Consider the following 26,111-nt stretch of genomic DNA (forward strand, 5'->3'; position numbering starts at 1 on the left):
TTTTTGAACTTTTTTACAAATTCTGAAATATTGTTAAGTGAAAAATTATTGGAAATCTTATATATCTTGATGGGATTAGTCTTGATTTATACGGGCCTTCGTAATGCCTTTGATAAGAGTAACCCTCATCGATTTGGTTCTGCCTTTTTCTGGACAGTTTTAGGAGTCGTGATTTCTGCTGGACGTTGGATATCTCCAACTTACAACGGAATCTTGATTTTCGCGATGACGATCCCAGCAATCACAAAAAGGGTAAGTAAAGGTGCAAGTCGTTTGCCATCAAAAGAATACATGGAAAAAATGTCAGATAAATTAGGGATGAAAATCTTTATTCCGGCATTGAGTATTGGGATCTTTGCCATTTTATTCGCACTATTCACTGATTTAGGTGCTTTAGTCGGTGTAGGTGTTGGGGTATTTGTAGCAATGTTGATCTTGATGTTCTTTTCAAGAGATAATCGCCCAACGACTTTCTTGGATGATGCTTCAGACATGTTAGGTACAGTCGGTCCTTTAAGTATGTTACCGATGCTCTTAGCTTCGTTAGGTGCGGTCTTCACGAGTGCAGGTGTTGGTACCGTGATTTCTAGTGCTGTCGGTACGATCGTTCCAGAAGGAAATGTCAATATTGGTATCATCATCTATGCGCTAGGCATGGTTCTATTTACAGTGATCATGGGGAATGCTTTTGCGGCAATCACCGTCATGACAGTCGGAATCGGTGCGCCTTTTGTCTTTAGTCAAGGGGCTAATCCAGCATTGATCGGTATGGTCGCGTTGACATGCGGTTTCTGTGGGACGTTGTTGACACCGATGGCTGCTAACTTTAACGTAGTACCAGTGGCGATGTTAGAAATGAAAGATAAATACGGCGTGATCAAGAATCAACTATTTGTTGCTGTATTCATGCTGGTTTTCCAAATCGTCTATATGATTTTATTTAAATAGTATCTTGAGCGAAAAAGAATCAATGATTTCCATAAAATATGGAGAAGATTGATTCTTTTTCTGAACAGCTAAGCATTTCATTATTGACTATTTTTTGTTAAAATAGATAGACACTGAGTCCTTCTAATAAGAATGACTCACTGAAAGTACTAAATACACGCGTGAGAAACAATCAAATTTTAATGTTTAGATAGATCTTTGAAGGATGAATGGGACGCATCATTTTATAGAATAATGGAGGAATGAAAAATGAAAGTACTCGTAACTGGTTTTGATCCATTTGGTGGAGATAAAGTAAATCCTGCCTATGAAGCAGTCAAAAAAATGCCGTCTGAGATTGCCGGTGCAGAAATCATCAAATTAGAAGTTCCCACTGTTTTTGGTAAAAGTGGTCAAGTCGTAAAAGAAGCAATCCAAGAACATCAACCTGAAATCGTGATTTGTGTTGGTCAAGCAGGTGGACGTTCAGCGATTTCTTTTGAACGTGTAGCAATCAATCTAGCTGAAGCACGTATTGCAGATAATGAAGGCAACCAGCCCTTTGATACGCCGTTAGAAGCAGACGGCCCAGCTGCTTACTTTACTTCATTACCAATCAAAGCAATGACAAAAAATGTACACGAACATGGTTTACCAGCCTATATTTCTTATACAGCTGGTACGTTTGTATGCAACGACATCATGTATCGATTATTACACTTGATTGAAACAGAGTTCCCAACGATTCGTGGAGGCTTTATCCATGTGCCATTCTCACCAGATCAAGTCATCGATCGCCCTGTAGGGACACCGGCAATGTCACTTGATGATATTGCGGCTTCATTGACTTATGCGGTAGAAGCAGCAGTAAACAACAAAGAAGATATTTCAGGTAACGCAGGAACAACTCACTGAGAGTTTGCTGAAGCGAAGCAAGTGGTAGATGAGATCTAGGACAATCGTTATCTTGTGCCCCTACAACCAGATAAATGGTGTTCCAGAAGCTGACCTCCAACAGCAAGTGCAAGACCCTGCTGTCACACCCGCAGCTTCACGTATGAAAAAAGCGAAAAGCCGAAAATAGCTCACATTATTTTCGGCTTTTTTGTTGCTCTTTGAACGTATTTATTTTTACTCTCTTAATTTAGAAAGGCAGGTGAAAGGTATGAATGAAAGTTGGCAAGCAATTTTTGACGAATGGTTCCCAAAAGAAATCAAGCAACACTACCCAATAAAAATCTCCAAACAATATACAAGTAGCCAACGATGGGAAATCTATGAACGATTGACGAAACAACAACGAGTTGTCATGGATCAACATCGTCGTTATTTGATCCACTCGCAGTTTTTGGAAGAAAACTATTTAGCAGCAACGGATTGGATTTTTTCCGACTTTAAGATCAATCCATTTTATCGCACATCACGCAGACAACAAAAACTTTATTGTGAATGTGGCCGTGAACTGAAAGTCCAATATATCGTTCGTTCCCCTAAAACGGGGAAGGAATTAAAACTAGGGATCAATCATTTTGCAGAACACTTGCACGTTAGTCCAACAGTTGCAGCGTCGATCAATCAGGGAATGACTAAAGTGGATCTAGCGCTGGATGAGATCCTCTGGCTGAAACAACAAAATATTGCCTTTCCTGAACGACTATGGCAAGAATATTGTCTAATGTTGTATCATAATCGCCGACTGAAACAACCGATTTTACCAGATAAAAAGCGAACTACACGAATCGCCGAATTTCGTCATGCCCAGTTACCGATTTATCTGGCAGACTATCAAGCAATGGAAAAGTACATCCAACAAGTTAGCTATCAGGCAAAAGAAAAGCCGAAAAAAATCCTTGAGAAAAAATCATTATTTGAGGATTTTTCAGAAGATTTGACTAAAGACGTTGAAGCGTTCTTGACTAATTATCAACTATTTCTCCAAAAAGATTGGTCGTCTGTTTCAATGGTTGAGACAAGCCAACCATCTGTCGCTTTTTTTGCAGAGTTTATCGCTAGTCTGCGAGAAGGATCGAAGAATGAAGCTGTAGACGTCGATCAATTAGCAAAAGAACAGCGTTTTATCCAACCGCAAATTTATCATTTTGTTTGGCAACAATATCAGCGTTATGGATTTACAACTGGCTTTTTCGACAGTATCCCTCGGGTGATGAGAAATGGTTTTTTAAAGATTTTACGTAAAGAACGCGAAGAAAAACAGCAAGCTACAACAAAAACTGTGACAGAAACTGAATGGCAAGAACTTGCAAAGAAAATCAAAAAACAATCCGTCGCCTCTTTGCTCCAAGAATATGAACAAGCAGACTATGTATTTACTTCAGAACAACAGCTTGCATTAAAAAAGTTCCAAGAATTGGAATCAGTGATACAAACGCTGGATGAAGACATTAGAATGTTGCTCAAGGATTTGATTTAGGTGACTCGAATCGCTGAGAGAATCTTGGTATGATGATACCTAGAAATAAGTGAGGAAAGTCCCAGCCTATTTTGGGTGACTTTCTCGCTTTAGTAAGAGGTTTGAAAACAAACCAATTTCTAGTACAAGGTTATTTAGTGTTTTCCATCAAGAAACATGGTGCGAAAAATATTCTGCTTCCATACGCTGCATTCGCGCTCTTTCTTTTTTGTTGTACCAAGGAGAGACAGTAAAGGCTAATAAATCATTGATCAAGTAAACAGAGCTATTGATAAACATCGCTAAACTAGCAGACCCATGGGTATAGGAAACATACCATAAGACCATTTGTGCAAGACCAGAAGCAAGCCACCAATAATACTGATTGTTGTAGCGAAGGAAGCTAATGATTCCGGCAGAAAGACTGATCGAAAAAGCAATGGCATCGATCCAAGGACGAGGGTCGTCTGTATACGTACCAATCAAATAACCTGAAATCAAGTAAACGAAAACAGTCCCGGTTAATGCAATCAACCAACTTTTCCCACTAAATTCTCGAATTTTAGAAGCCATATTATGATTCCATTCTTTACTTAATAAAACTGGGATATCCAATGTGACCATATAAGCAATTTGTTCGCCGATACTTAAATAGTTTTTGGCAGAAAAGCCAACAACGATAAAACAAATAGCAGAGAGAATTCCTAGAATACCGTTGACTGATTTAGCGGCATTGATTGATAAAATACATAACACCCCTAGATTTGTCCCGATAAAAGTAATGATCGACAACCAAGTGATTGGCTGATTCACAAGTGTCATGACTTGGCAACCTAGGCTAAAATAGAATAGATAATAATTTTGTTGTGGCCAGCCTTTCAATTGATGAATCAAAAATCTGAAATAATTACTCATAATAAAAAACCCCTTAAAACACAATATATAGTGCTTTCTTATTTTTAGAGACACAAATTATTGTATTCCTTTTAAAATTTATTTCTAGTCTTTCATTTAAAAAAAATATATGTTATTATTCGATTTTATTGTTTTCTGAGAAACATTTACTTTCAAATGATGAAAAGTAAGAGGCCATTTGATGTGGTCTCTCTTTTTTTGTGCAGCGGGAGAAAAATCTTTGCTATGTTTAAAAGTACTGATAAGATAAAGGAAACAAAAAGATTGGAAGTGTGAGAATGAATTTAACAACCGTTCACCATGTTGCGATCATTGTGTCGGATTATCAAAAGTCACGTGCTTTTTATGTTGATTTGCTAGGTTTTGAAGTTATTCGTGAAAATTATCGAGAAGACCGTGGCGATTATAAGTTAGATTTAAAACTAGGAGATATGGAGCTTGAGATTTTCGGCATCAAAGATGCACCTAAAAGACCGAGCTATCCAGAAGCTTGTGGTTTGAGGCACTTAGCATTCAAAGTGGAACATATCGAAGAAACAGTCGCGGAATTACAAGAATTGGGGATTGAAACTGAACCAGTCCGTATCGATACCTTTACAGGCGAAAAAATGACTTTCTTTTTTGATCCAGACGGATTGCCGTTGGAGTTACACGAATAAAGGTAACAAATTTGTCACTTTTTCTTTCGTTCATTCGATTTTTTTCTTTCCTATTTCTTGTTATTCTAGTAAAAAACGGGGAGAGAATGGAATGAAAAAAATAATCATTGCAGCATCGATTGCTATCATTGTTAGCTTAGCGGCTTCGTTAGGACTATTGGATGCAAACTTTTCTTTTGATGACATCAGTGACCAAGAATATCAAATCTCATTGCAAAAGGCAGTGTCTATTTTGCGAGATGAGTACCATGAAGAGAAAGTCAGTCGTATCCAGTTCAACCAATTAGACGAAGACCAAAGTAATAAAAAGATGTATGAATATATTTTTTATACTCCCAATCGAGTGATCACAGTGAATCCAATCTCAGGAAAGACGATGGTTGTTGATAAAAGCCGAAACGAACCAGGGCAATTCTTTCACTTGAAAACGATCCATCAAGTAAAACATCCACAGGCAGCAATGAAAGAAGCAGTCCATAAAGTCGGGAAGCATCACGGGAAAGCAAAAAGTTGGGAAATCACGACAAAAAGTGGTCAATTGTATTATTGTGTAGCCGTTGATGGACCGAAACGTTTAGAAGATGTACTGATCAGTGCTTGAAAGAGAAGTGGTTTCACTTCTCTTTTTTTCTAGATAAGAGTAAGCTAAAAGTGTAAAACAAAGAAGGGATTGAGGGAATCATGCAAAAAATGGTTTGTCCAAACTGTGGGAAAAAATTCACTTATGAAGAAGTAAATCATATCGTTGAACACGTAAAAAAAGAGATGCCGATCGTTTGCCCCTACTGTCGTTTTGAAGCAAAAGCAATCGTTTCAAATGGTTATTTCGTGACACAAAAAATTGAAGATTATTTGAATTAGCTGTTTTGCTCTGAGATTTCATTATGGTAAAATGAAAAAAAGGAGTGTCAGAAATGATTCGTAATGCAAAAAAAGAAGATGCGGCAGCTATCGCTCCGCTTATTTTAGTTATATTGAAAGATATGGATCTACCGTTTCTTTTAAAGTACGGTGAAGAAAAAACATTAGAAGTCTTGGAAGAAGCTATTACAGACCCAGACTATCGTTACAGCTATACAAGAGGGATCGTTGATGAGCGAGAAGGCAAGGTAGCAGGAATCGTTTACGGTTATACAGATGAAGAAGAACCAATCATCGACCAACCGTTAGAAAAAATCTTACAAAAGCATGGCATTTATGAGCAAGTAAAAATGTTTACGGATAGAGAAACATTCCCTGATGAATGGTATTTAGATTCTATCTGTGTTTCAGAAGAATTTAGAGGACAAGGAATCGGTTCCTCTTTGTTAGAAGCCTTGCCACCAATCGTCAAAAAACAAAACCGCGATGTCATTGGACTAAGTTGCGATAAGCAAAACCCGCAAGCTAGAAAATTGTACGAGCGCCATGGGTTCACAGTAATTGGGGAACGAACGATCAGTGGACATCTGTATGATCATATGCAAAAGAAAATCATCTAGTGAGTTTTTATTGCTCAATCAAGCTTACCAGATTAACAAAATGCAGGCATACCTGAAAAGGTGTGTCTTTTTTTATTAATAAAAAAGTGAGGAATATCACATAATCCAAAAATAATTGTGAAAGAACATAAATACTATGCGTTATGGTAAATGAGGAATGTATGAATTAATGTAATTTTTCTATATAATTTCAGAAAAATGTGTATTTTATCGATTTTCAGGTATATACTTACGAGTGTTTTTATGTTATTAAATTTCATATATCGAAGAAAAGAGATGAAAAAATGTTCAAAAACAAAATTATGAATCTTTCTCTAATATCTGTTTTGTTTCTCCATTTGTTTTTTCCACTCCAAGCAATGGCTGAGACATTTCTTCCACAAGATCCAGGAAGTGTTTATGATGATTTGACGGGTGATTATGGAGTTTTAGGGATTGCTTCTCAGTTCCACGTGTTCGCAAAAGAAAAAACGACCATCAATGCGCATACAGAGGGGAATGTAGCAACGGGTGTCCTATCAGCAACGAATAACTTCGGTACATCGATCAGTACAGGGGATTTAAATAAAGAGATCAATTATGCACAATCCGTTAAGACAATTATTAGCTCAGCAGAAACCGCGGCTTCAGATAAACGATCGAATAAATTTATTGTGGGATCAAACAATGTGATCACGACGGAAAATGATAAGATAGTGGTCAATGGAACAAAGTTGGATCACTTGTCAGTGGATGAGTTCTATCAAGATCGAGAAGATGCTCAATATATTGATTTCAACAAAGAGTTTGAAAATTTAATGCTGACATCCAATATGTTGATGTCGTTAGATCCATTAAAAACATATACGCCAGATGATTTCCCTGATATGAATAATCGTGTGATTGACTGTACAAATCTGGTTGGGGATCAGCCCTATGTCATCAATGTTACTGCTTCTGTTCTGGCAAAGAATACCCCTTTACGAATCAACAATCCTCAGGAAAAAGTACTTGTAATCAATGTTGTAGATGCACCGACTAATTTTTCGGTACAATCCCAAATCCAATATAATAAACGTTCCAATCATCAAACAGAAGATTTTTCTGATGCCAATATTTCTTGGAATTTTGGTAATCTAACAGAAAATCTAGAAATCAATGCGCCTTTCCAAGGGACGATTATTGCACCTTGTACGGATATTACAGTCAATCAAAGTCAAGATGGAACGATCATAGGGAAAAATGTGATCTTGAATGCTACAACAAATCGTTGGGACCCAAATGAATTTTTTACTGAAACCAATACGCATGATGACACGACGGATACAATAAGTAGCAGTACAGCACCAAGCACGAGCGAAAGCAGTACAGCACCAAGCACAAGTGAAAGCAGTACAGCACCAAGCACAAGTGAAAGCAGTACAGCACCAAGCACAAGTGAAAGCAGTACAGCACCAAGCACAAGTGAAAGCAGTACAGCACCAAGCACAAGTGAAAGCAGTACAGCACCAAGCACAAATGAAAGCAGTACAGCACCAAGCACAAGTGAAAGCAGTACAGAAGCAAGCACAAATGAAAGCAGTACAGCACCAAGCACAAGTGAAAGCAGTACAGCACCAAGCACAAATGAAAGCAGTACAGAAGCAAGCACAAATGAAAGCAGTACAGCACCAAGCACAAGTGAAAGGATTGCAGAAGCAAGCACGAGTGAAAGCAGTACCTATCCAGGTGAAAATGGAAAGCAATCAGATACAAGTACCACAACAAGTAGTTCTAGTAGTATTTCATCAACAAACGAGTCTGACAAGCCTATTATCACTGGAGATGGGACAGTTGAAAGCGATGGATCAGGTATGATGCAAATGAACGATAGACGTGAAAATAAAGTAGCGCTAGCCGTTGAATCAAACACCAATAATGATGATCCGTCCATCAAGAATGAACAATCACAGAATCAACAGCTTTTCCCTCAAACAAATGGGGAAAGAAATAATTGGTGGATCATGGTAGGTGCAGTACTTATCTATGTAGTGACACTTCTTTTCTATAGAAGAAAACAAGTGTAAAAGAAAAAACGAGCGCAAGTTGATTTCTTGCGTTCGTTATTTTAGTTGACATCAAAGCGATAAGAAAGAGGTGTTTCTTTGTCTTTGTTTTTTCGATAGAGCCAGTAATCAAGGACAGCAGCGATACAGATACAGATAGGTGCATTTTCTTCACAAGGGATATCAAGAACATAATAATCACCGGTAAAGAGGGTTGCTTTGTCCATTTCCATGATTGGTTCATTGAAATGATGGATCTGATAACGATGGTTATAGATATCTCCTTGAACAGTCCAATGTAATCGCCGAATATAATAAAAATCTCCTGGCCAATTGAAAATCTTTTGCATCGTACCGACTTTTTCGAAATCTTTGTAAAGTTCAAAGCGTGTCCCAAATGTCAGACTGATTTGTTTGATATGAGCGACTAGATCTCCATTCATGGCATAAAGAGATAAAGCATCGCCTTTCGTTCCCCAGCGGCCGACCATCAAAAAAAGTGATTGGCCTTTTTCGTCTTTGACGATCGTCCGGGTTGCACGACTCAGCTGTTTTTCCTGAATGAAAAATTCTGACATATTTGTTCCCTTCTTTCTTCAAACAACTATAAATTTTCGTTGATTGCGCGTAAGATGGCTTTGCCAACACCCGATTCAAGATTCGTGTCTGTTAAGTATTTAGCGTAATCTTTGACTTCGATCTCTGCATTTCCCATAGCGAAACTAACGCCGGCGGTTTGCAACATGCTGACATCATTGAAATTATCACCGATCGTCATGACTTCATCTAAAGTGATCCCTCGTTCATGAGCGACATGAGCAACTGCGATTCCTTTTTGAGCATTTTTATGGTTGACTTCAAGATTATTTTGACCAGAAGAGGTCACTGCCAGTTCGCCTAAATTACTGATTTCTTTCCCTACAGGGCCTAGAATCCGAGGACCTTCAGTATGGAAACAGATGATTTTTAGGACTTCAAGTTTATCATCAAGTAGTAATTCGCGAATGCTATCAACATAAGTGATGTGTAAGAGTTCAAGATTGGCTGACGCCATGGCGATCGCCATTTTATAAGTCAAATGGGGCATATGGGTCGCAATGGAAGAAGCAAAGCTTTCGATTCTTTTTGGTTGGCTTTCCGAATACAATCCTTGGTTTGTCGCTACCTCGTAATAAATACCATTTGCATCTAAAATATCCATGACTGTCATGGCTTGGGGACTTGGAATTGGCACTGTAAAAAGCGACTTACCGGACCTGTCAAAAACTTGCGCGCCATTCAAAGTGATCATCGCACAATCGATTCCTGCTTCATCTAAGGCTGCTCGTGCTTCTTGTGCGTTACGTCCAGTAGCGACCATAAATTCAATACCCAACTCATTTGCCATGCGGATTGCTTCAGTATTTTCTGATGAGATACTCATATGTGCATCGAGTAAAGTGCCGTCCATATCAGAGGCAATTAATTTGATCATGTGATTACCGTTCCTTTCCTTTTCTCCCTCCTAGTTTAACATACTAATGCGAGATAAGATGGAAGATTTTAACTTGTTAACAAATTATTTGTGAGTTATTCTGGAAAATAGGAGGTGGGAAATTTGAAGAAAATCATCCACAATAGTTGGCAAGAATTACTAGCTGATGAATTTGAAAAAGATTATTATCAGCAATTGAGAATATTTTTAAAAAATGAGTATGCAACTCAAAAAATCCATCCGGATATGTATCATGTTTATGAAGCATTAGAGCTGACTCCCTATGAAGAAGTCAAAGTCGTGATTCTAGGACAAGACCCTTATCATGGAGCAAATCAAGCGCATGGCCTTTCTTTTTCCGTACAACCAGGAGTGAAAACACCACCGTCTCTAGTCAATATCTACAAAGAATTGAAGAATGACTTAGGGATCGAACCAGTTTCTCATGGGAATTTAGTGACTTGGGCCGAACAAGGTGTGCTGCTGTTGAATACGGTACTAACTGTCAGAGAAGGGCAAGCTTATTCTCATCGCGGAAAAGGCTGGGAACAATTGACGGATGCGATCATAGAGAAGCTGAATGAACGAGAAAAACCGATCGTATTTATTCTTTGGGGCAAACCTGCACAAGAAAAGATGAAAATGATCGATAAAAGTCGACACATTATAATAACAGCTCCACATCCAAGCCCATTATCGGCACATCGTGGTTTTTTTGGCTCAAAACCATTTTCCAAAACGAATGATGCATTGCTTGCTCTGGGTGAAACACCAATTGATTGGCAACTACCTAAAACAGTGTAGTGTTACAGCGCTTTCCTGTTATAGTGCAGTTTTTCCAGGCTATGTGAAAAACTTAATTATTATCCATTATTTGACTGATACAGAAATTTAAAACTGTTTTTTTTTTTGATAATAGTGTATCATGGTAGTTAATAATAATAACTGGGGGTCATTTTGTGGAATTGTTTGATAGTTTAAGATTTAAAATTGTACGTCGCGGCATCAAAATCGTGTTTCCAGAAGCAACGGATGCAAGAATTTTAGGAGCAGCAGCACGTTTAAAAGCAGAAGAATTAGTTGAACCGATTTTGATCGGTAGCAAAGAAGAAATTGAAGCAGCAGCAAATGCACGTGGTATCCAAACCTCTAACTTCACGATCATCAATCCAAATGATTATGAAAAATGGGATGAAATGGTCGAAGCTTTTGTTGAACGCCGTAATGGAAAAGCAACAAAAGAACAAGCAGAAAAAATCTTAAAAGATGTCAATTACTTTGGAACAATGCTTACATATATGGGCATTGCTGATGGTATGGTTTCTGGAGCGATCCATTCAACCGGAGATACAGTACGTCCAGCACTACAAATCATCAAAACAAAACCAGGTGTAAGTCGTACAAGTGGTGCTATGATCATGGTTCGCGGTAGAGATCAAGAAAAATATGTCTTTTCTGACTGTGCGATCAACGTGAATCCAAACGCACAAGAATTAGCTGAAATTGCTGTGGAATCAGCAAAAACAGCTGAACTATTCGATATCGATCCAAAAATCGCATTGATGAGCTTTTCAACAAAAGGTTCTGCAGCAGCTCCTGAAGTAGATAAAGTGGTTGAAGCAACAAGAATCGCGAAAGAATTAGCACCTCAATATACGATCGATGGCGAATTACAATTTGATGCTTCTTACGTTCCAGCAGTCGCACAATTGAAAGCCCCAGATTCTAAAGTGGCAGGTCAAGCAACAGTCTTTGTCTTCCCTGAATTACAATCAGGGAACATTGGCTACAAGATCGCTCAACGTTTTGGTAACTTTGAAGCAATCGGACCAATCTTACAAGGATTGAACAAACCAGTAAGTGACCTTTCTCGTGGTGCTAATGAAGAAGATGTCTACAAATTAGCAATCATTACAGGTGCACAAACATTGTTAGATTAATCGAACAGTAGATCTAAAAAGAAAAGGGCTAGGGAGCTGAGGATTCCTGACTCTTTTCTTTTTTTTTGTTGGATTACACGTTATACTGACAAAAAAGAATGAGGAGAAATGATGATGATTGAATTAACAAGTGTGGCGATGACTGACCAATTAGCAGAAATCATTGGAAAAGTCGCTCATCCGGGAGATAATCTAGTGTTGACTGGCGATCTAGGCGCTGGTAAAACGACTTTGACAAAAGGCATCGCAAAAGGATTAGGCATCGTTCAAATGATCAAGAGTCCGACCTATACGATCATTCGGGAATATACACAAGGAAAAATGCCTTTGTACCATATGGATATCTATCGTGTCGCTGCTAGTGGAGCTGATTTGGGATTAGATGAATATTTTGAAGGTGATGGACTTTCGGTCATTGAGTGGGGAAATCTATTAGAAGATGCTTTACCTGAAGATTATTTGGAACTGATAATTGAGAAAAGTGATACAGAATCAGAAAAAAGGTATGTGAAATTCCAATCATACGGGCCGAATAGTCAAGAGTTTGAAAAACGTATTTATGAAGCATGGGCGGATTCTCATGGCTAATGATGTTGAACTTACGTTAAGAGAAGCGGAGAAATCAGATGCTCAAGGATTGTTAGTGATGCTACGCTAAGCGAGACAAGAAACGGATTATTTTGTTGTTGAGGAGCGTTCACTTAATAAAAGTCAAGAGGTACTTTCAACTGAATTGTCTCGAATAAAAGAAAGTGCAGAACACTTATTATTTTTAGCCTGTGAAAAAAAACAGGTGGTAGGTGTTGTTTCTGTTGCGCCCAAACCTGGCTTGCCCCGACATGGCGAAATAGGGGTCAGTATCTTGAAAGAATATTGGGGAATGGGGTTAGGTACGATTCTTTTAGATGAGGCAATCATTTGGGCTACAGAAAATGTGCGATTTAATACGTTGGTTCTTGATGGATTGGCGGTCAATCAACGAGCCATCCATCTTTATCAAAAAATGGGGTTTCAAGAGGAAACCCAAAGTGTTGACTCTTCGAGAAGACAGGGTCAATCATTGGCGATAATCAAGATGAAACGAACGATTGAGCATGAAATAAACTGATTTCAAAAATAAAGAACCTGAAAAGTAGTTGTCCACTTTTCAGGTTCTTTACTTATCGTCATCGTTGATTCTTTCGTACAAGGGAATCAACAAATAGAAATGAAAAAATTAGCTTATTTTAGCTAATTGAACTATTTCACTGTGACTAATTTTTTCAATGGGTCTGTTCCAAAATATTTTTCTTGATATAACAAGATTTCCGCACATGCTCGACTATCTTCTAACGCATCATGGTGATTTTTCAACGTGATATCCAAATTTTCACAAACTGTATTCAAGCGATGATTTGGCATCTCCGGAAACAAGCGGCGGCTTGTTTTGACGGTACACAATGAGAGATAGTTCGGTTGAGGCAACTGATAATAATCTAAACAACCAGCCAATACTTTTGTATCAAATGCGGCGTTATGCGCAACGACTAAACGGTTTTTTTGGAAATACTTTTCGATTTTCTGCCAAACATCTGGAAATTTAGGTGCCAAGCGGACATCTTCAGGATGGATCCCATGGATTTGGATATTGCGCCAGAAAAATGGCGTTTCTGGTTGGATCAAAGTATAAAATTCATCGACAATCTGACTGTTCTCCACTTTGACAAGGGCTAAGGAACACGCGCTATGAGATTGGTGGTTGGCAGTTTCAAAGTCCATCGCGATAAAATTCATTTTCAAATAAGCCTCCTTTAAAAAATAAACCATAACATAGATTCGTAAGAAAAGAAATAGCTTTTTCAGACTATGTATCAAGTAAACATGGTGCCAGTTAAGGATCAAGGGAAGAAAATCGGGACAACCCAATTTCTTCCCTTGCTATCCTTACTATTCGATAATTAATTCGACAGGGCAGTGGTCACTACCTAGAATCGATGTATGGATTTTTGCATCAACCAAACGAGGTATCAAATCTTCACTCGTCAAGAAATAATCGATACGCCAACCTGCATTGTTTTTTCGAGCATTGAAACGATAACTCCACCAAGAGTAGACATCTTCTAACTCTGGATAGAAGTAACGGAAAGTATCCACAAAACCATTATCAAGTAAATGAGACAATGCGTTTCGTTCTTCGATCGAGAAACCGGCACTTTTTTGATTCGTTTTCCAATTCTTCAAATCGATGTTTTCATGGGCGACGTTTAGATCCCCACAAACGATCACCGATTTTTGTTTTTTCAACTCTTCTAAATAATCATAAAAAGCAGATTCCCATTCTAAACGGTAATCGAGACGTTTCAATTCATTTTGTGAATTTGGTGTATAGCAAGTGACTAAGTAAAATTCAGGGTATTCTAATGTGATCAAACGTCCTTCTTGATCATGAACATCTATACCCATTCCGTATGAAACGTTCAATGCGGGTTCTTTGGCGAAGATCGCTGTACCTGAATAGCCTTTTTTGACCGCATAATTCCAATATTGATGGTAACCTGGTAAATCCAATTCGATTTGACCTTCTTGTAGCTTTGTTTCTTGCAGACAGAAAAAATCTGCATCAAATGCCTTAAATGTTTCTAGAAAATTTTTGTTGACAATGGCTCTTAACCCGTTCACATTCCACGAAATCAGTTTCAAAAAAACACGCTCCTTTTTCTATCAAGTCTGTGCGATTATATTGTACCTCATTTTTATTAAAAATAGTGTAAGATAAGAGTAATAACAGATAACAGGAGGGAAACCATGAAAATTGGCGTAGTAGGAGTAGGTAACATTGCCGAAAAAGCATATTTACCTACATATGCAGAGAAACAAGGAATGGTTGATTTTTATTTTGCGACACGTAATCAGGTAACGAAAGATCGTTTGAAGAAAACCTATGGATTTGCTCATTTGTATGAGTCGATTGATGACTTAATTGAAGAGGAAATCGAAGCATGTATGATCCATGCGGCAACAAGCGTTCATTTTCAATTAGCTAAAAAATGTTTGGAACATAATATCCATGTTTATATCGACAAGCCTTTAAGTGTCGACCTAAAAGAAATCCAAGAGTTACAAGAATTGGCAGAACAACATCAAGCGATTTTAATGGTGGGCTTCAACCGACGATTCGCCCCAATGGTCGAAGAATTAAAAGCGATTCCAGAAAAACGGTTGATCCAGTTACAAAAAAATCGCATTGCGGCAAAAGAAACGACTGCTTTTGTCATTTACGATCTATTCCTACATTTGGTGGACACGGCTGTTTATTTATTAGACGAACCAGTAATCAAAACAACTTCTCATATCCGAGAAAAGGAAGGATTTATGGAAGTAGCGATGTTGCAACTTGAAACTGCGAACCAAATGGCGATTGTGACGATGGATCTTGGAAGTGGTGCGAATACTGAAACCTATCAAGTGACGAGCAAACAAGGAACCTATGAATTGAGTGATCTGACAGAATTAGTCATCCGTAAACCAGATACGGTGGAAATAAAGAAATTTGGTGATTGGGAAACAACGCTGAGCAAACGTGGTTTTGTGCCAATGGTTGAACGATTTTTTGAAGAAATCCAACAACCGACGCTAAATAATGAAAAGTTAAAACAAACCAATATTTATGAGAGCCATGCACTTTGTGAGGAGATGCTGAATAATCTTTATCGTCATCAGATTTGAGCAAAACTGGCAAGATTGTTTTAAGCGTGATAGAATGATGGGGACGTTTGAAAAGAAAGGAAAGTCCTCAGTGAATAAAGAAGATATCGTTAAAGAAAATCCAGAGTTGAATCTGTTGCTTGATGAACCGCTATGTCATTATACATTTACCAAAACCGGTGGACCGGTAGATGTTTTAGCTTTTCCCAAAACCAAATCAGAAGTCAAACAGTTAGTTGATTATTGTCGAGAAAACCAAGTGCCATGGTTGGTATTAGGAAATGCAAGTAACTTGATCGTCCAAGATGGTGGAATACGCGGCGTGGTCATCATGTTGACAGAGATGAACCAGATCAGCGTTGAAGGCACGATGGTGATTGCAGAAGCAGGTGCGAAACTGATCGATACGACGTATGCAGCCTTAGCAGAATCTTTGACAGGATTCGAATTTGCCTGTGGGATTCCTGGAAGTATCGGCGGTGCCGTCTACATGAATGCAGGAGCTTATGGTGGGGAGATCAAAGACGTGTTTGCAGAAGTCGACTTATTATTAAGTGATGGGACGATCCAAACTCTGTCAAATGAAGAAATGGCCTTTTCTTATCGCCATAGTGAATTACAGAAGATGGATGCCATCGTCTTAGAAGCTCGTTTCCAATTAACACCTGGTGATCATGAGATGATCAAAGGTCGGATGGACGAATTGACGGAATTGCGTGAAGCAAAACAACCATTGGAATACCCTTCATGCGGTAGTGTCTTCAAACGACCTGAAGGACACTTCACAGGACAACTGATCCAAGAAGCAGGCTTACAAGGTTTGAAATGGGGCGGCGCACAGATTTCGGAAAAACATGCCGGCTTCATCGTCAATATCGATCATGCAACAGCAACTGATTATACAGAGTTGATTGCTCATATCCAAGAGGTGATCAAAGAGAAGTTTGATGTCACATTAGAAACAGAAGTACGGATCATTGGTGAAAAAAGAAGTTAAAGGAAAGTAGGTGGCGTGATGTTAGATAAGCAATTGCCCTATGCAGAGATTTGGATGACACGCCCACTCAATGAAGAATTGCCTTCTTATCCCTTGAATCAGCAGTATCGCTTTGAAAAGTATCAACCAGGAGCAGAGCAGGATTGGGCAATCATTGAAACAGCAGTCGATGAATTTGACTCTGTGGAGGAAGCACTGGCTTACTTTGACCAAGCTTTTGCCCCATATCCAGAAGAGCTGGTAAAGCGCATGTATTTTGTGGTCAACGAACAAGCTGAACGCATTGCCACATGCACTGCCTGGTGGAAGCTGCGTGAGAAAGAATATCCGCTTTTTCATTGGTTAGCGGTCGAGCCAGAACATCAAGGAAAAGGGATCGCCAGAAGTTTGACGATTGAAGTGCTCCGTTGTTTTCAGCAAATAACGACACAAAGCCCAATCTATTTACACACACAGACATGGAGTCACCCAGCGATCAAACTTTATCAAAGTTTAGGTTTCACATTCATCCCTGAGAAATTTGATGGTAGTGAAAATCCTGATTATAAAATGGTGATGGATGTTTTATCATCGAAAATTAAAAAAGACACCTAAAAATAGGTGGTGACAGAAGTATTCAGCTCCGAGAAATAAGCCGTGAAAACCGAAAATTGTTTTTCAAATTTTTGGGTTTCACGGCTTATTTCTGACGGATCTGGCTTGCGAATACCGTATACACGATATTAAGGATAGAAACAAAAAGAAATTTTATTTTTGTTCCAAACGCTTCAAATTGCTTCAATGTTAGAGAATTATTAGGTTGATCACTAAGCGAGAAATCCTTCAATAAGATATTAAAGGTATTAATTCATATACCAACGTTATTTAAATATCAAGAAATAATAGGCCAACTTAGAAAGAGGTTTGTGTGTATAATCCTGTTAATAAAAAAACAACAAATCGTCCAGATGATTTAGTTATAAGAGTCAATTAGATACTCGAGATAGTTGAATCACCAAAAAATGCAAGGTGTTTTGCTAAAATACTACAAAAATTTCGCATGGAAAAGAACCTCACGTTCATTACTTGTCCATTTCCAGCGTAAAATAGCTTATTAGGATTCCAAGCAGGTATTTCTGCCAAATCTAGCAATTTATCCTAATCGTTCGAATGATTTAGGCCATTCATTAGATAAATATGTCAATCATTGTTTTTGTGACTGGTTTACAACAGACAAAAAAACAGAACTTCAAAAGATTATGGCTATTGATCCTACAAAACAAAAAAAGGTGGGACAGAAGTGTTTGGTCACGAGAAATAAGGTGTAATCCCCAAAAATTACTCTTTGAATTTCTGGGGATTACACCTTATTTCTGACTATTATTGCTTATGGTCCAGCCGTTTATTTGGGCTTGAGGTCAAAAACAAAAATCAATTTTACTTTTTCTCTAGATACTCTTTTTTGTTTCCAGCAGTATCCATCCTTGTGGTCACACCTTTTTTTCTAGGAATGAAGTTCCGGATGAACGTAAATTTCCGATAATCGTTTCGTGTATAAAGATAGCCGAAAACGCTGAAGACGAGGGCTCCGATAAAATTGACGAATAAATCTTTCATCGTATCTAAAATTCCGATGTCCAAGTACCCATCTGTCATGACATACTCTTTGGTTTTGCCATGCTCGTCTTTATATGTGACGGTTGTTTGTTGGATATCTTTGATCTTATATACGGTGTTGCCATCCTCACTTAATTTGACACTGTTGATCTGATCAACATAGTTATCTTTTTGCATGTCCATCTGCAAGACTTGATCCGCAGAGAATTCGATAAATTCCCAAAAAACTCCCACGGTCATGGAAAAACAAAAAGAGACTAGAGCGACTAGTAATGGTGTCAGATTCATTGTTTTCGTGTTTTTGTTCAAGAGATAGACAAGAGAAAAACCGACACCACCTGCTAGAAAGCCGCTTAGTGCGTGTAACGCTGTGTCCCATAGTGAAAAGTAGCCATAAAAGTCACTTAATTCACCCAAGACAGTGGCACTGAAAATAAAGGATAAGATGATGATTTCCAGTGTGTTAGGGATTTGGATCTTTAGTAATTTTTCTAGTAAATAGGGGATTTCAAACAATAATAAAGTTAATAATAAGAGCATGATATTCCCCATGTTCCGGTCGATCAATTGATCGACGAGCATGACCACCACAATGATACGTAAAATGATGTAAATTGCATGAGTGACCTTCCCAGCAGACTTACTCCCTTTTGAAAAAAAATGTTTGATAAATTTCATAAATGAGCTCCTTCGTGTTTCATATCGATTATACTTGTCTCAAGAAAAAACCCCAAATCTTCTGTTTGGATCAAAAAAAAATTTTTTTTTGCCTGACTATTTATTCAAGAAACTCGACTATTTTTCGATAGTTACTAACGAAAACTTGAAAAATTTGGAATATTTATGGTTATTTATAAAAGAGGGGGATAACAGTAGTACGGAAAATGTAAATTGTTGGTTGAATTTGTGAATGCTATCACTTATGATGGGGTAAGTGTTAAATTTTAGGAGGACAACTATGAAGAAAACAATTAAAGGGTTACTGACAGTTACAGCAATTTTTGCCTTAGGTGCCTGTACGCCTGATGAAAAAGAATCTGCATCCAGTAGCTCTTCCACAAAAGAATCAACAGAAGTATCATCCGGAGCATCTGCTCAAACTTACACAAATCCAGCTGAGATGAAAGAAGAATATGATTTGATCATCGTTGGCGGAGGAGGAGCTGGTATGGCAGCTGCAATCGAAGCAAAAGATGCAGGCTTGAATCCAGTCATTTTTGAAAAAATGCCAGTTGCTGGTGGAAATACATTAAAATCTTCAAGTGGAATGAACGCATCTGAAACAAAATTCCAAGAAGAAGAAGGTATCACTGATTCGAATGACGCCTTTTATGAAGAAACATTAGCAGGTGCGAATGGCACAAATGATAAAGAAATGTTACGCTATTTTGTCGATCATTCGGCTGCTGCAATCGAGTGGTTAGATGAAAATGGCATTAAATTAGATAACTTGACGATCACTGGTGGAATGAGCGAAAGACGAACACATCGCCCTTCTGATGGTTCTGCTATTGGTGGCTATTTAGTCGATGGGTTATTACGAAATGTCCACGAACGCCAAATCCCGATTTTTGTAAATACTGAAGTGACAGATATTCAAAAAACGGGAGATACAGTCAACCAAGTAACAGTCCAAGTACAAGGAGAAGAACCAAAAGAAATCACTGGTAAGGCTGTAGTTGTTACAACTGGTGGATTCGGTGCGAGTGAGGAATACATCCAAACTTACCGTCCAGATCTGGAAGGATATGTAACGACGAATCAAGTGGGATCAACAGGCGATGGTATCAAGATGATTGAAAAATTAGGCGGTCAAACGGTCGATATGGATAAGATCCAGATCCATCCAACGGTTCAACAAGACGAAGGATTCTTGATCGGGGAAGTGGTTCGTGGTGAAGGAGCGATCTTAGTCGATCAAGATGGCGAGCGTTTCGTCAACGAAATGAATACACGAGACAAAGTATCAGCTGCAATCACTGCATTGCCAGAAAAATCTGCTTATTTGATTTTTGACCAAGGGGTACGCGATCGCGCAACAGCCATTGAGTTTTATGATGAAAAAGGTTATGTCACTGCAGGTGAGACGATTGAAGAATTGGCAGAGAAAATCAACTTACCAGCAGAAACATTAGCACAAACAGTCACAACTTGGAACGAAGAAGTTGCCAATCAAGACGATACAGCATTTGGTCGTACGACAGCAATGGAGCATGATCTGTCTAAACCAAACTACTATGCGATCAAAATCGCACCTGGTATCCACTATACGATGGGTGGAATCAAAATCAATACGAACACAGAAGTTGTGGATAAAGACGGACAACCGATCACTGGACTTTACGCGGCAGGTGAAGTCACTGGTGGCTTACACGGTGAAAACCGCATTGGCGGAAACTCTGTAGCGGAAATCATTATTTTTGGACGTCAAGCAGGACAACAAGCAGCAAAATTTGTCTCTGCACAATAATAGAAATGATATAAAAAGAGAACCTAAGGCTCATGCCCTAGGTTCTCTTTTTAAGATTCACTGACTGTCAAAATAATTTTTCCAACGTTTTTGTTGGCTTCCATATATTCATGGGCTTCTTTTACTTCTGATAATGGAAAGGTTCGATCAATGATTGGACGGATCGCTCCGGTTTCAAAATAAGGATCGATATTTTTCATAAACTCTTGAGTCAGTTTTGCTTTGTATTCATCACTTCTTGGTGTCAATAGCGTGCCAATCAATTGGATTCTTTTTTGTAGCAAAACTCTTAAATCAAGAGACTCGACTGTGGTGCCTCCTAGTGTGCCAATCAAGACCCAGCGACCATCTACAGCAATCGATGCCAGATTTCTTTCCCAATAAGAGGCACCGATGAAATCTAAGATGACATCAACGCCATTCCCATCAGTGATCTTTTTTACTTCATTCGCGAAATCTTGCGTTTTATAGTTGATTACTTCATCTGCGCCTAATTCTTGGCAGAAGGCTAACTTTTCAGCTGAACCTGCGGTAACGATGATGCGTGCTTGCGAATATTGTTTGGCTAATTGGATTGCTGCAGTACCAACACCACTTGCACCAGCATGGATCAAGACAGTCTCATTTTTTTGGAGTTTTCCTAACCAGTACAAGGTTTGATAGGCAGTCAAGAAAACTTCAGCGATACCAGCGGCTAATACGTAGTCAAGGGAATCCGGCAAGAGGATTGCTCGATCTGCTGGGATTACGGCATATTCTGCATAGCCACCTAAATTCACTAGACCATAGACTCTCGTTCCAGTTGAAAACTCAGAACGGTCACTTGCGTTTTCAATGACTTCACCAGCAACCTCTACACCTAAGATAGGGTAAGGCGCTTGGAGTACAGTATTTTCGCGACGCATGATATCCGTACGATTGACCGCAGCGGTATGGACTTTTAACAATAACTCCCCAGCTTTTGGAATAGGTCTAGGGACATCCACTTCCGTCAAAACATCTGCTGAACCGGGATGTTTCATAGAGATTCCACGCATGATCAAGCCTCCTCAACAAGTTGTTTGATGGCATCCAATACTGTAGCCGATCCTTCAGATAGAACAACAGTTGTTTTTGAGATGTTTGGTTGATCCACTAACGCTGCTAAAACTTCTGCTACCGTTTTTCTTGTAATCGATTGAGCTGGTTTTTCGTCTGGTTTGGTCAATTGGATCGAAGTGACCTCATCGTCGTTCGTCAAAGCTACAGGTTGTAGTATGACATAATCTAATGATGTCTGATTTTTCAACCATTCGTCTGCATAGTATTTGGTAATATAATAATCAGTCATTGACTCAGGCCATTTTTCACGGTTATCCGCAAAAGCTGCACTGATCATCAAATAACGAGAGATATTTGCTTGCTCTGCTGCAATCATTGTTTTGATTGCGCCGTCTAAATCAACTTGTAAAAGATTTTTTCCTTGAGAACCAGCAGCAAAGATGACGAGTTCACTCTCTTGGAAGGCTTCCGCCATTTTTTCTGAAGACCAAGTTAAATCAAAGGGAACATAGGCGATATTTTCTTCATCATAAATCGCTTGGTTGGCAACATCTCGTACACCCGCGTAAACTTGATGTTCGGTTGTTCCGAGTTTTTGGATCAAATGACGCCCAATTTGTCCGTTTGCTCCTACTACAAAAATATTCATTTTCTTCATCCTTTCGCTACATATCTGTATCCATCATGGTAACACCAAAAGATAAAAAATTCAGGACTAAACACTTATCAACAAAAAAACCAAAAAAGAGCGAGCATACCGCATCACTCTTTTTTGGTTTTTTAATCTGATCATTAACGAATCATTCGTAGTAAAACGGTAGATACCGCAGCTGTGACTAAACCAGCGACGATTGCTTCTGGTACCCCACTAGTAAAGATGACCGCTAAAACTGCTGAATAGACTGCATTGATATTTGTCCCAAGAACCTGTGCATAATCTTGTTGGAATAGAAAATAAATCAAGTTCATCACTAAGATCGTATTGGTCAGAGAACCAGCAATCCCTGCGAGAAACAATGAGAGCGGACTAACTTTGTTTTTTGTCAATCGCTGTATTCCTTTATAAACGAAATAAGGAACAACACCGATCAAGATTCTAGGTATCAAGGCAATGATCAAGGCTTTCCAGCTTCCTTGATCTGTGCCGATCACCGGAATAAACGGTGAGAAAACAAAAGACAACGCTGTTGGTATGAACGTACTGCGAATCAGACTGATCAAACCAAATGTTCCACCGAGAAAGGCACCTAGCCGAGGGCCTAAAATAATTGAAGCGACGATGACAGGGATATGCATCGTTGTTGGGTTAATCGGCCCAATCGGAATAAATCCGAGAGGCGTGATAGCGAGTAAGATCATAATTGCTAAAAACATAGCAGTTAAAGTAAAGTTTTTGGTATTTTTCATCATAACTCCTTAGATACTAGACCGACCTCTGATTCAGCAGAAGTGTGACTTGGTCGATAATGATTTGGTTATCCGCTAAAGCACCTTTTCCGTAATCGCCACAAGCTAAGAGGGATTCTCTAGGTTCAATCTCTTGATAACCAATTTCTTTTAGCGTCGTTAAATTTCTTTGATTGATCGGATGTTGGTACATATTAGTATTCATCGCCGGTGCAATCAATTTTGGTGTTTCCGGTAAAAGTGCCATGGCAACAGTCGATAAGAGATCATCCGCTAGACCATTCGCTAACTTGCCGATAATATTTGCGGTGGCTGGTGCAATCAAAAACAAGTCTGCTTGTTTGGCTAGCTCGATATGGTTGATGACTGAAGGATCATTTTCTTGCATGACATCTGTATGGACAGCACGCTTAGAGAGGGATTGCAATGTTAAAGGTGTAATAAATTTAGTACTACTTTTTGTCATGATGACATCGACTTGATAGCCGAGTTTGACTAGTTGATTTGTGATATCTGCACTTTTATAAGCGGAAATACTGCCAGATACGCCTAATAGGATTTTTTTCATCGTGAATTCCTCCTTATTTTAGAATCGCGGTAACGATACATGTTGCAATCTCTTGCTTGGTATCGGCTTCTATGACTTCTCCATTTTTAGATAATAAATAGCCATGGTGGTGTGTTTCACTGACTTGAGTCAAGTCGTTGGCCAAAACATAATCGGTTTGATTGGTGATCAAACTTTTTTTAGCTACGTCCAATAAGTGTTCTTTCGAGACATCGACTAATAATTTAAAACCAACGATGACAGCATTGGGTTGCCATTGGCGTAACAAACCAATAATCTTCGGTGTTTTCTTCAAGGTCAAAAAGAGATAGTCCGTATCAGATGAAATCTTGGCTTCTTTACTAGCGGTTCGTTCTGTTTTTGCCAACCATGAAGACAGTGAACCAGGAGTCAATGCCTCTTTACTTAACTGCTCAGCAAACTGTTGTTCAGAAAGACTGAAAGCTGGCGTGAAATCACTGACAGCCATGCTATGGATAATGGCATCATAAATATTATTTTGCATCAATCGTTCTAACGTATCCAGTAAATCTTGTGTAGAATCGATGAGATGGATCGTCAAAAGTTTAGAAGGAGTAGGTGTTACAGCAGATCGTGTCGTCACGTAGTCGATCGTCACAGTTTCGTGAGCAAGAAAAGCTTCTGCGATGGCTTGACCTAATCGTCCAGTCGAGTGATTCGTGATCGAACGGACTTGGTCGATTCGTTCGCTTGTGCCACCAGCAGTGATCAATACCTTCATATTTTTTCACCTACATTGACAAGTGTTCTTCCTTGGTGTGTCCCATCAAGGATTTTTTGGGTTGTTTCTTCCAATTGCTCTAAGGTGATCTCATTGACGACTAAATGATCAGTTACAGATAGGTCTGCTAGTTGTTGCCAGATATTCAAGCGTTTTTCATGAGGAACATTGACTGAATCAATCCCGATCAACTGGATATTCCGTAGAATAAAAGGTAAAACAGTCGTTGTCAATTTGATACCACTTGCGTTGCCACATAGTGCAGCAGCTCCGTCATAAGCGATCAAAGGGAGTAACCGAGTGAGTTGTTCACCCCCAACAGTATCGATCACATAATCGACTTGTTGTTTATCTAAAGGTTTATTTTTTTCTGGTAGAAAGGCTTCTGGATGAACGACTTGAGTTGCCCCTAGTTTCTGTAGCCAAATTTTTGCTTCTTCTTTGCGGGAAAACGCGATGATTTGTTGAAAGCCCATTTTATGCAACATAGCAATTGCCACACTACCCACTCCGCCAGAGGCACCAGTGACGATCACTTTATCCTCTGCTTTCATTCCTTGGGTAAGTAAAGCATTCACGCAAAGTGCAGCAGTCAAACCAGCGGTGCCTAAAACCATTGCTTGACGTAGGGTCATCGTTTCTGGAAGAGGGATAAGCCAATCCCCGGTTACTTTCTGGTAAGCGCTATAGCCACCAGGTTGACTAACACCCAACCCATAGCCGGTTGCTAAAACTTGATCTCCTGGTTGCAATCGTTTGTCCAAGCTTTTCATGACGACACCAGAAAAATCAATTCCGGGAGTCATTGGATAGTGACGGATCACTTGACCATGTTCACTACAAGCTAACGCATCTTTATAATTGACATCTGAGTATGCGATTTTTACCCAAACTTCATTATTAGTCAGCTCAGGAAATTCTTTGTCAACGATGCTTGTATGAAAAGTAGGCTCGTTGTTTACTTGAAACTGTTTGAATGTATTCATTAGATAGAAGGTACTCCTTTCGAAATTTTCCTTAATCATACCATAAAGCGTTTCATTTTCTAGTAGTTTGCTGATTAATTTCTTCAAAAAAAAAAGTTGAGATAACCGAAAAAGTACAAAGAAAATTCAAGCAAAAGGGTTGTTTTTTCAGCGGAAATTTGTATACTAATACAGATGGTAGTAAACTTGGAGTTTACTATTAGAAAACTTCGCATAGGGGGACAGTGATAAATGGAAATTGGTGAGAAGTTACGAAATCTACGCATCCAAAAAAATTTGACGCAAGAAGAATTAGGGGAGCGAACGGATTTATCTAAAGGCTATATCTCACAACTTGAACGGGATTTAAGTTCACCATCGATGGAAACATTTTTCTCTATTCTTGAAGTATTGGGCGTCACCCCAGAAGCATTTTTTCATCAAGAAACACCCAACCTTCAAATCGTTTATACGAAAGAAGATCGTACCGTCTATTACGATGAGGAAAATGGGTACGAACTGGAATGGTTAGTGACAGATTCCAATGAAAAAGAAATGGAACCAGTTTTATTGACATTCGATACAGCCGGTGAATATAAAACCTTTGAACCTTCACTTTCAGAGACATTTATTTTTGTCTTAGAAGGAGAGATCGCGTTAAGCTTGGGTGAGCGAGAGTATGTAGCAAAAAAAGGACAATCGATGTACTATCAGGCAACGACACACCATCAATTACGCAATCATCAAAACAAACAAACTAAGGTATTGATCGTCGCAACCGAATCATACTTGTAATATAGGGGGCAGAAAA

29 protein-coding genes and 1 pseudogene are annotated in these 26,111 nt (G+C 38.9%); 18 read left to right on the forward strand and 12 right to left on the reverse strand.

Features of this window, described 5'->3' with window-relative positions; all coding sequences use genetic code 11:
- Positions 1–3: 3 nt before the first annotated feature.
- From P3R27_RS01630 to P3R27_RS01645, 4 genes are all read left to right on the forward strand, one after another.
- On the forward strand, positions 4–948 hold the full coding sequence (locus P3R27_RS01630) for a DUF979 domain-containing protein (RefSeq protein ID WP_034690753.1): 945 nt from the start codon (positions 4–6) through the stop codon (positions 946–948).
- 249 nt (positions 949–1,197) lie between these two features.
- Positions 1,198–1,842, forward strand: a complete 645-nt coding sequence (pcp, locus tag P3R27_RS01635; protein ID WP_010734749.1) for a pyroglutamyl-peptidase I — start codon at positions 1,198–1,200, stop codon at positions 1,840–1,842.
- 28 nt (positions 1,843–1,870) lie between these two features.
- Positions 1,871–2,011 (forward strand): hypothetical protein, encoded by a 141-nt coding sequence (locus tag P3R27_RS01640; protein ID WP_161633747.1) that lies wholly within the window; start codon positions 1,871–1,873, stop codon positions 2,009–2,011.
- An 81-nt stretch (positions 2,012–2,092) separates the two neighbouring features.
- Positions 2,093–3,358: a hypothetical protein gene (locus P3R27_RS01645; protein ID WP_034690739.1), complete on the forward strand. Its 1,266-nt coding sequence runs from the start codon at positions 2,093–2,095 to the stop codon at positions 3,356–3,358.
- 147 nt (positions 3,359–3,505) lie between these two features.
- Here P3R27_RS01645 and pnuC read toward each other — a convergent pair whose 3' ends face one another.
- Complete coding sequence (gene pnuC / locus P3R27_RS01650; RefSeq protein WP_010734751.1) at positions 3,506–4,252, reverse strand: nicotinamide riboside transporter PnuC; 747 nt, start codon at positions 4,250–4,252, stop codon at positions 3,506–3,508.
- 278 nt (positions 4,253–4,530) lie between these two features.
- Here pnuC and gloA2 point away from each other — a divergent pair, with 278 nt between their 5' ends.
- The 5 genes from gloA2 to P3R27_RS01675 all read left to right on the forward strand — a co-directional run bounded on the left by gloA2 (position 4,531) and on the right by P3R27_RS01675 (position 8,437).
- Positions 4,531–4,911 (forward strand): SMU1112c/YaeR family gloxylase I-like metalloprotein, encoded by a 381-nt coding sequence (gloA2, locus tag P3R27_RS01655; protein ID WP_034690737.1) that lies wholly within the window; start codon positions 4,531–4,533, stop codon positions 4,909–4,911.
- A gap of 91 nt (positions 4,912–5,002) precedes the next feature.
- Positions 5,003–5,512: a hypothetical protein gene (locus P3R27_RS01660; RefSeq protein ID WP_034690735.1), complete on the forward strand. Its 510-nt coding sequence runs from the start codon at positions 5,003–5,005 to the stop codon at positions 5,510–5,512.
- 80 nt (positions 5,513–5,592) lie between these two features.
- Positions 5,593–5,772 (forward strand): hypothetical protein, encoded by a 180-nt coding sequence (locus P3R27_RS01665; RefSeq protein ID WP_034690733.1) that lies wholly within the window; start codon positions 5,593–5,595, stop codon positions 5,770–5,772.
- Positions 5,773–5,825: 53 nt separating this feature from the next.
- Positions 5,826–6,392: a GNAT family N-acetyltransferase gene (locus P3R27_RS01670; RefSeq protein ID WP_034690731.1), complete on the forward strand. Its 567-nt coding sequence runs from the start codon at positions 5,826–5,828 to the stop codon at positions 6,390–6,392.
- 284 nt (positions 6,393–6,676) lie between these two features.
- Complete coding sequence (locus P3R27_RS01675; RefSeq protein WP_301399052.1) at positions 6,677–8,437, forward strand: hypothetical protein; 1,761 nt, start codon at positions 6,677–6,679, stop codon at positions 8,435–8,437.
- Between the two features lie 41 nt (positions 8,438–8,478).
- On the opposite strand, the gene P3R27_RS01680 is transcribed toward P3R27_RS01675, so the two are convergent.
- Positions 8,479–8,994, reverse strand: a complete 516-nt coding sequence (locus P3R27_RS01680; protein WP_034690260.1) for an LURP-one-related/scramblase family protein — start codon at positions 8,992–8,994, stop codon at positions 8,479–8,481.
- Positions 8,995–9,020: 26 nt separating this feature from the next.
- Entirely contained in the window at positions 9,021–9,890 is an 870-nt protein-coding gene (locus tag P3R27_RS01685; protein ID WP_034690263.1) for a Cof-type HAD-IIB family hydrolase, read from the reverse strand.
- 123 nt (positions 9,891–10,013) lie between these two features.
- On the opposite strand from P3R27_RS01685, the gene P3R27_RS01690 reads away from it, so the two are divergent.
- The 4 genes and pseudogenes from P3R27_RS01690 to P3R27_RS01705 all read left to right on the forward strand — a co-directional run.
- Positions 10,014–10,694: a uracil-DNA glycosylase gene (locus P3R27_RS01690; protein WP_034690265.1), complete on the forward strand. Its 681-nt coding sequence runs from the start codon at positions 10,014–10,016 to the stop codon at positions 10,692–10,694.
- Between the two features lie 155 nt (positions 10,695–10,849).
- Complete coding sequence (gene pta, locus P3R27_RS01695; RefSeq protein ID WP_010734762.1) at positions 10,850–11,830, forward strand: phosphate acetyltransferase; 981 nt, start codon at positions 10,850–10,852, stop codon at positions 11,828–11,830.
- A 114-nt stretch (positions 11,831–11,944) separates the two neighbouring features.
- The gene (gene tsaE, locus P3R27_RS01700) at positions 11,945–12,418 is read left to right on the forward strand and encodes a tRNA (adenosine(37)-N6)-threonylcarbamoyltransferase complex ATPase subunit type 1 TsaE (RefSeq protein ID WP_034690267.1); all 474 of its coding nucleotides are present in this window, start codon (positions 11,945–11,947) and stop codon (positions 12,416–12,418) included.
- Between the two features lie 112 nt (positions 12,419–12,530).
- Positions 12,531–12,938 (forward strand): annotated as a pseudogene (locus tag P3R27_RS01705) (GNAT family N-acetyltransferase); the annotation flags it as partial.
- Positions 12,939–13,069: 131 nt separating this feature from the next.
- On the opposite strand, the gene P3R27_RS01710 reads toward P3R27_RS01705, so the two are convergent.
- Positions 13,070–13,603: a 3'-5' exonuclease gene (locus P3R27_RS01710; RefSeq protein WP_034690269.1), complete on the reverse strand. Its 534-nt coding sequence runs from the start codon at positions 13,601–13,603 to the stop codon at positions 13,070–13,072.
- Positions 13,604–13,756: 153 nt separating this feature from the next.
- On the reverse strand, positions 13,757–14,509 hold the full coding sequence (locus P3R27_RS01715) for an exodeoxyribonuclease III (protein WP_034690270.1): 753 nt from the start codon (positions 14,507–14,509) through the stop codon (positions 13,757–13,759).
- Positions 14,510–14,614: 105 nt separating this feature from the next.
- On the opposite strand from P3R27_RS01715, the gene P3R27_RS01720 reads away from it, so the two are divergent.
- The 3 genes from P3R27_RS01720 (at position 14,615) to P3R27_RS01730 (ending at position 17,105) form a co-directional block, all read left to right on the forward strand.
- Positions 14,615–15,535, forward strand: coding sequence for a Gfo/Idh/MocA family protein (locus tag P3R27_RS01720; protein ID WP_034690271.1), 921 nt, complete (start codon positions 14,615–14,617; stop codon positions 15,533–15,535).
- Positions 15,536–15,605: 70 nt separating this feature from the next.
- Positions 15,606–16,511: a UDP-N-acetylmuramate dehydrogenase gene (gene murB, locus P3R27_RS01725; RefSeq protein ID WP_034690272.1), complete on the forward strand. Its 906-nt coding sequence runs from the start codon at positions 15,606–15,608 to the stop codon at positions 16,509–16,511.
- A gap of 18 nt (positions 16,512–16,529) precedes the next feature.
- Positions 16,530–17,105, forward strand: coding sequence for a GNAT family N-acetyltransferase (locus P3R27_RS01730; RefSeq protein WP_301356781.1), 576 nt, complete (start codon positions 16,530–16,532; stop codon positions 17,103–17,105).
- A gap of 822 nt (positions 17,106–17,927) precedes the next feature.
- On the opposite strand, the gene P3R27_RS01735 is transcribed toward P3R27_RS01730, so the two are convergent.
- Positions 17,928–18,785: a DUF2238 domain-containing protein gene (locus tag P3R27_RS01735; RefSeq protein ID WP_034690275.1), complete on the reverse strand. Its 858-nt coding sequence runs from the start codon at positions 18,783–18,785 to the stop codon at positions 17,928–17,930.
- Between the two features lie 280 nt (positions 18,786–19,065).
- Here P3R27_RS01735 and P3R27_RS01740 point away from each other — a divergent pair, with 280 nt between their 5' ends.
- Positions 19,066–20,577 (forward strand): flavocytochrome c, encoded by a 1,512-nt coding sequence (locus P3R27_RS01740; RefSeq protein WP_034690277.1) that lies wholly within the window; start codon positions 19,066–19,068, stop codon positions 20,575–20,577.
- A 50-nt stretch (positions 20,578–20,627) separates the two neighbouring features.
- On the opposite strand, the gene P3R27_RS01745 is transcribed toward P3R27_RS01740, so the two are convergent.
- The 6 genes from P3R27_RS01745 to P3R27_RS01770 form a co-directional block, all read right to left on the reverse strand.
- The gene (locus tag P3R27_RS01745) at positions 20,628–21,614 is read right to left on the reverse strand and encodes an NAD(P)H-quinone oxidoreductase (RefSeq protein ID WP_034690281.1); all 987 of its coding nucleotides are present in this window, start codon (positions 21,612–21,614) and stop codon (positions 20,628–20,630) included.
- A 2-nt stretch (positions 21,615–21,616) separates the two neighbouring features.
- Positions 21,617–22,267, reverse strand: coding sequence for an SDR family oxidoreductase (locus P3R27_RS01750; protein ID WP_271525864.1), 651 nt, complete (start codon positions 22,265–22,267; stop codon positions 21,617–21,619).
- 143 nt (positions 22,268–22,410) lie between these two features.
- Positions 22,411–23,025, reverse strand: a complete 615-nt coding sequence (locus P3R27_RS01755) for an ECF transporter S component (protein ID WP_301356780.1) — start codon at positions 23,023–23,025, stop codon at positions 22,411–22,413.
- A 16-nt stretch (positions 23,026–23,041) separates the two neighbouring features.
- Positions 23,042–23,593, reverse strand: coding sequence for a phosphopantothenoylcysteine decarboxylase (coaC, locus tag P3R27_RS01760; RefSeq protein WP_034690286.1), 552 nt, complete (start codon positions 23,591–23,593; stop codon positions 23,042–23,044).
- Between the two features lie 13 nt (positions 23,594–23,606).
- Positions 23,607–24,335 (reverse strand): phosphopantothenate--cysteine ligase, encoded by a 729-nt coding sequence (locus P3R27_RS01765; RefSeq protein ID WP_034690289.1) that lies wholly within the window; start codon positions 24,333–24,335, stop codon positions 23,607–23,609.
- Positions 24,332–25,321, reverse strand: coding sequence for an acrylyl-CoA reductase family protein (locus P3R27_RS01770; protein ID WP_126134255.1), 990 nt, complete (start codon positions 25,319–25,321; stop codon positions 24,332–24,334). Before P3R27_RS01770 ends, P3R27_RS01765 begins: the two co-directional genes overlap by 4 nt.
- 231 nt (positions 25,322–25,552) lie before the next feature.
- Between P3R27_RS01770 and P3R27_RS01775 the strand changes: the two genes are divergently transcribed.
- The gene (locus P3R27_RS01775) at positions 25,553–26,095 is read left to right on the forward strand and encodes a helix-turn-helix domain-containing protein (protein ID WP_019723760.1); all 543 of its coding nucleotides are present in this window, start codon (positions 25,553–25,555) and stop codon (positions 26,093–26,095) included.
- Positions 26,096–26,111: the final 16 nt, after the last annotated feature.

The organism is Enterococcus spodopteracolus, assembly GCF_030441955.1.
In the GTDB taxonomy this organism is placed as follows: domain Bacteria; phylum Bacillota; class Bacilli; order Lactobacillales; family Enterococcaceae; genus Enterococcus_B; species Enterococcus_B spodopteracolus.

Coding starts and splice junctions, on each gene's coding strand:
- pcp (WP_010734749.1), top strand. CDS start 1,198: ATGAAAGTACTCGTAACTGGTTTTGATCCATTTGGTGGAGATAAAGTA.
- P3R27_RS01640 (WP_161633747.1), top strand. CDS start 1,871: ATGAGATCTAGGACAATCGTTATCTTGTGCCCCTACAACCAGATAAAT.
- P3R27_RS01645 (WP_034690739.1), top strand. CDS start 2,093: ATGAATGAAAGTTGGCAAGCAATTTTTGACGAATGGTTCCCAAAAGAA.
- pnuC (WP_010734751.1), bottom strand. CDS start 4,252: ATGAGTAATTATTTCAGATTTTTGATTCATCAATTGAAAGGCTGGCCA.
- gloA2 (WP_034690737.1), top strand. CDS start 4,531: ATGAATTTAACAACCGTTCACCATGTTGCGATCATTGTGTCGGATTAT.
- P3R27_RS01660 (WP_034690735.1), top strand. CDS start 5,003: ATGAAAAAAATAATCATTGCAGCATCGATTGCTATCATTGTTAGCTTA.
- P3R27_RS01665 (WP_034690733.1), top strand. CDS start 5,593: ATGCAAAAAATGGTTTGTCCAAACTGTGGGAAAAAATTCACTTATGAA.
- P3R27_RS01670 (WP_034690731.1), top strand. CDS start 5,826: ATGATTCGTAATGCAAAAAAAGAAGATGCGGCAGCTATCGCTCCGCTT.
- P3R27_RS01675 (WP_301399052.1), top strand. CDS start 6,677: ATGTTCAAAAACAAAATTATGAATCTTTCTCTAATATCTGTTTTGTTT.
- P3R27_RS01680 (WP_034690260.1), bottom strand. CDS start 8,994: ATGTCAGAATTTTTCATTCAGGAAAAACAGCTGAGTCGTGCAACCCGG.
- P3R27_RS01685 (WP_034690263.1), bottom strand. CDS start 9,890: ATGATCAAATTAATTGCCTCTGATATGGACGGCACTTTACTCGATGCA.
- tsaE (WP_034690267.1), top strand. CDS start 11,945: ATGATTGAATTAACAAGTGTGGCGATGACTGACCAATTAGCAGAAATC.
- P3R27_RS01710 (WP_034690269.1), bottom strand. CDS start 13,603: ATGAATTTTATCGCGATGGACTTTGAAACTGCCAACCACCAATCTCAT.
- P3R27_RS01720 (WP_034690271.1), top strand. CDS start 14,615: ATGAAAATTGGCGTAGTAGGAGTAGGTAACATTGCCGAAAAAGCATAT.
- P3R27_RS01730 (WP_301356781.1), top strand. CDS start 16,530: ATGTTAGATAAGCAATTGCCCTATGCAGAGATTTGGATGACACGCCCA.
- P3R27_RS01735 (WP_034690275.1), bottom strand. CDS start 18,785: ATGAAATTTATCAAACATTTTTTTTCAAAAGGGAGTAAGTCTGCTGGG.
- P3R27_RS01740 (WP_034690277.1), top strand. CDS start 19,066: ATGAAGAAAACAATTAAAGGGTTACTGACAGTTACAGCAATTTTTGCC.
- P3R27_RS01745 (WP_034690281.1), bottom strand. CDS start 21,614: ATGCGTGGAATCTCTATGAAACATCCCGGTTCAGCAGATGTTTTGACG.
- P3R27_RS01750 (WP_271525864.1), bottom strand. CDS start 22,267: ATGAATATTTTTGTAGTAGGAGCAAACGGACAAATTGGGCGTCATTTG.
- P3R27_RS01755 (WP_301356780.1), bottom strand. CDS start 23,025: ATGAAAAATACCAAAAACTTTACTTTAACTGCTATGTTTTTAGCAATT.
- coaC (WP_034690286.1), bottom strand. CDS start 23,593: ATGAAAAAAATCCTATTAGGCGTATCTGGCAGTATTTCCGCTTATAAA.
- P3R27_RS01765 (WP_034690289.1), bottom strand. CDS start 24,335: ATGAAGGTATTGATCACTGCTGGTGGCACAAGCGAACGAATCGACCAA.
- P3R27_RS01770 (WP_126134255.1), bottom strand. CDS start 25,321: ATGAATACATTCAAACAGTTTCAAGTAAACAACGAGCCTACTTTTCAT.
- P3R27_RS01775 (WP_019723760.1), top strand. CDS start 25,553: ATGGAAATTGGTGAGAAGTTACGAAATCTACGCATCCAAAAAAATTTG.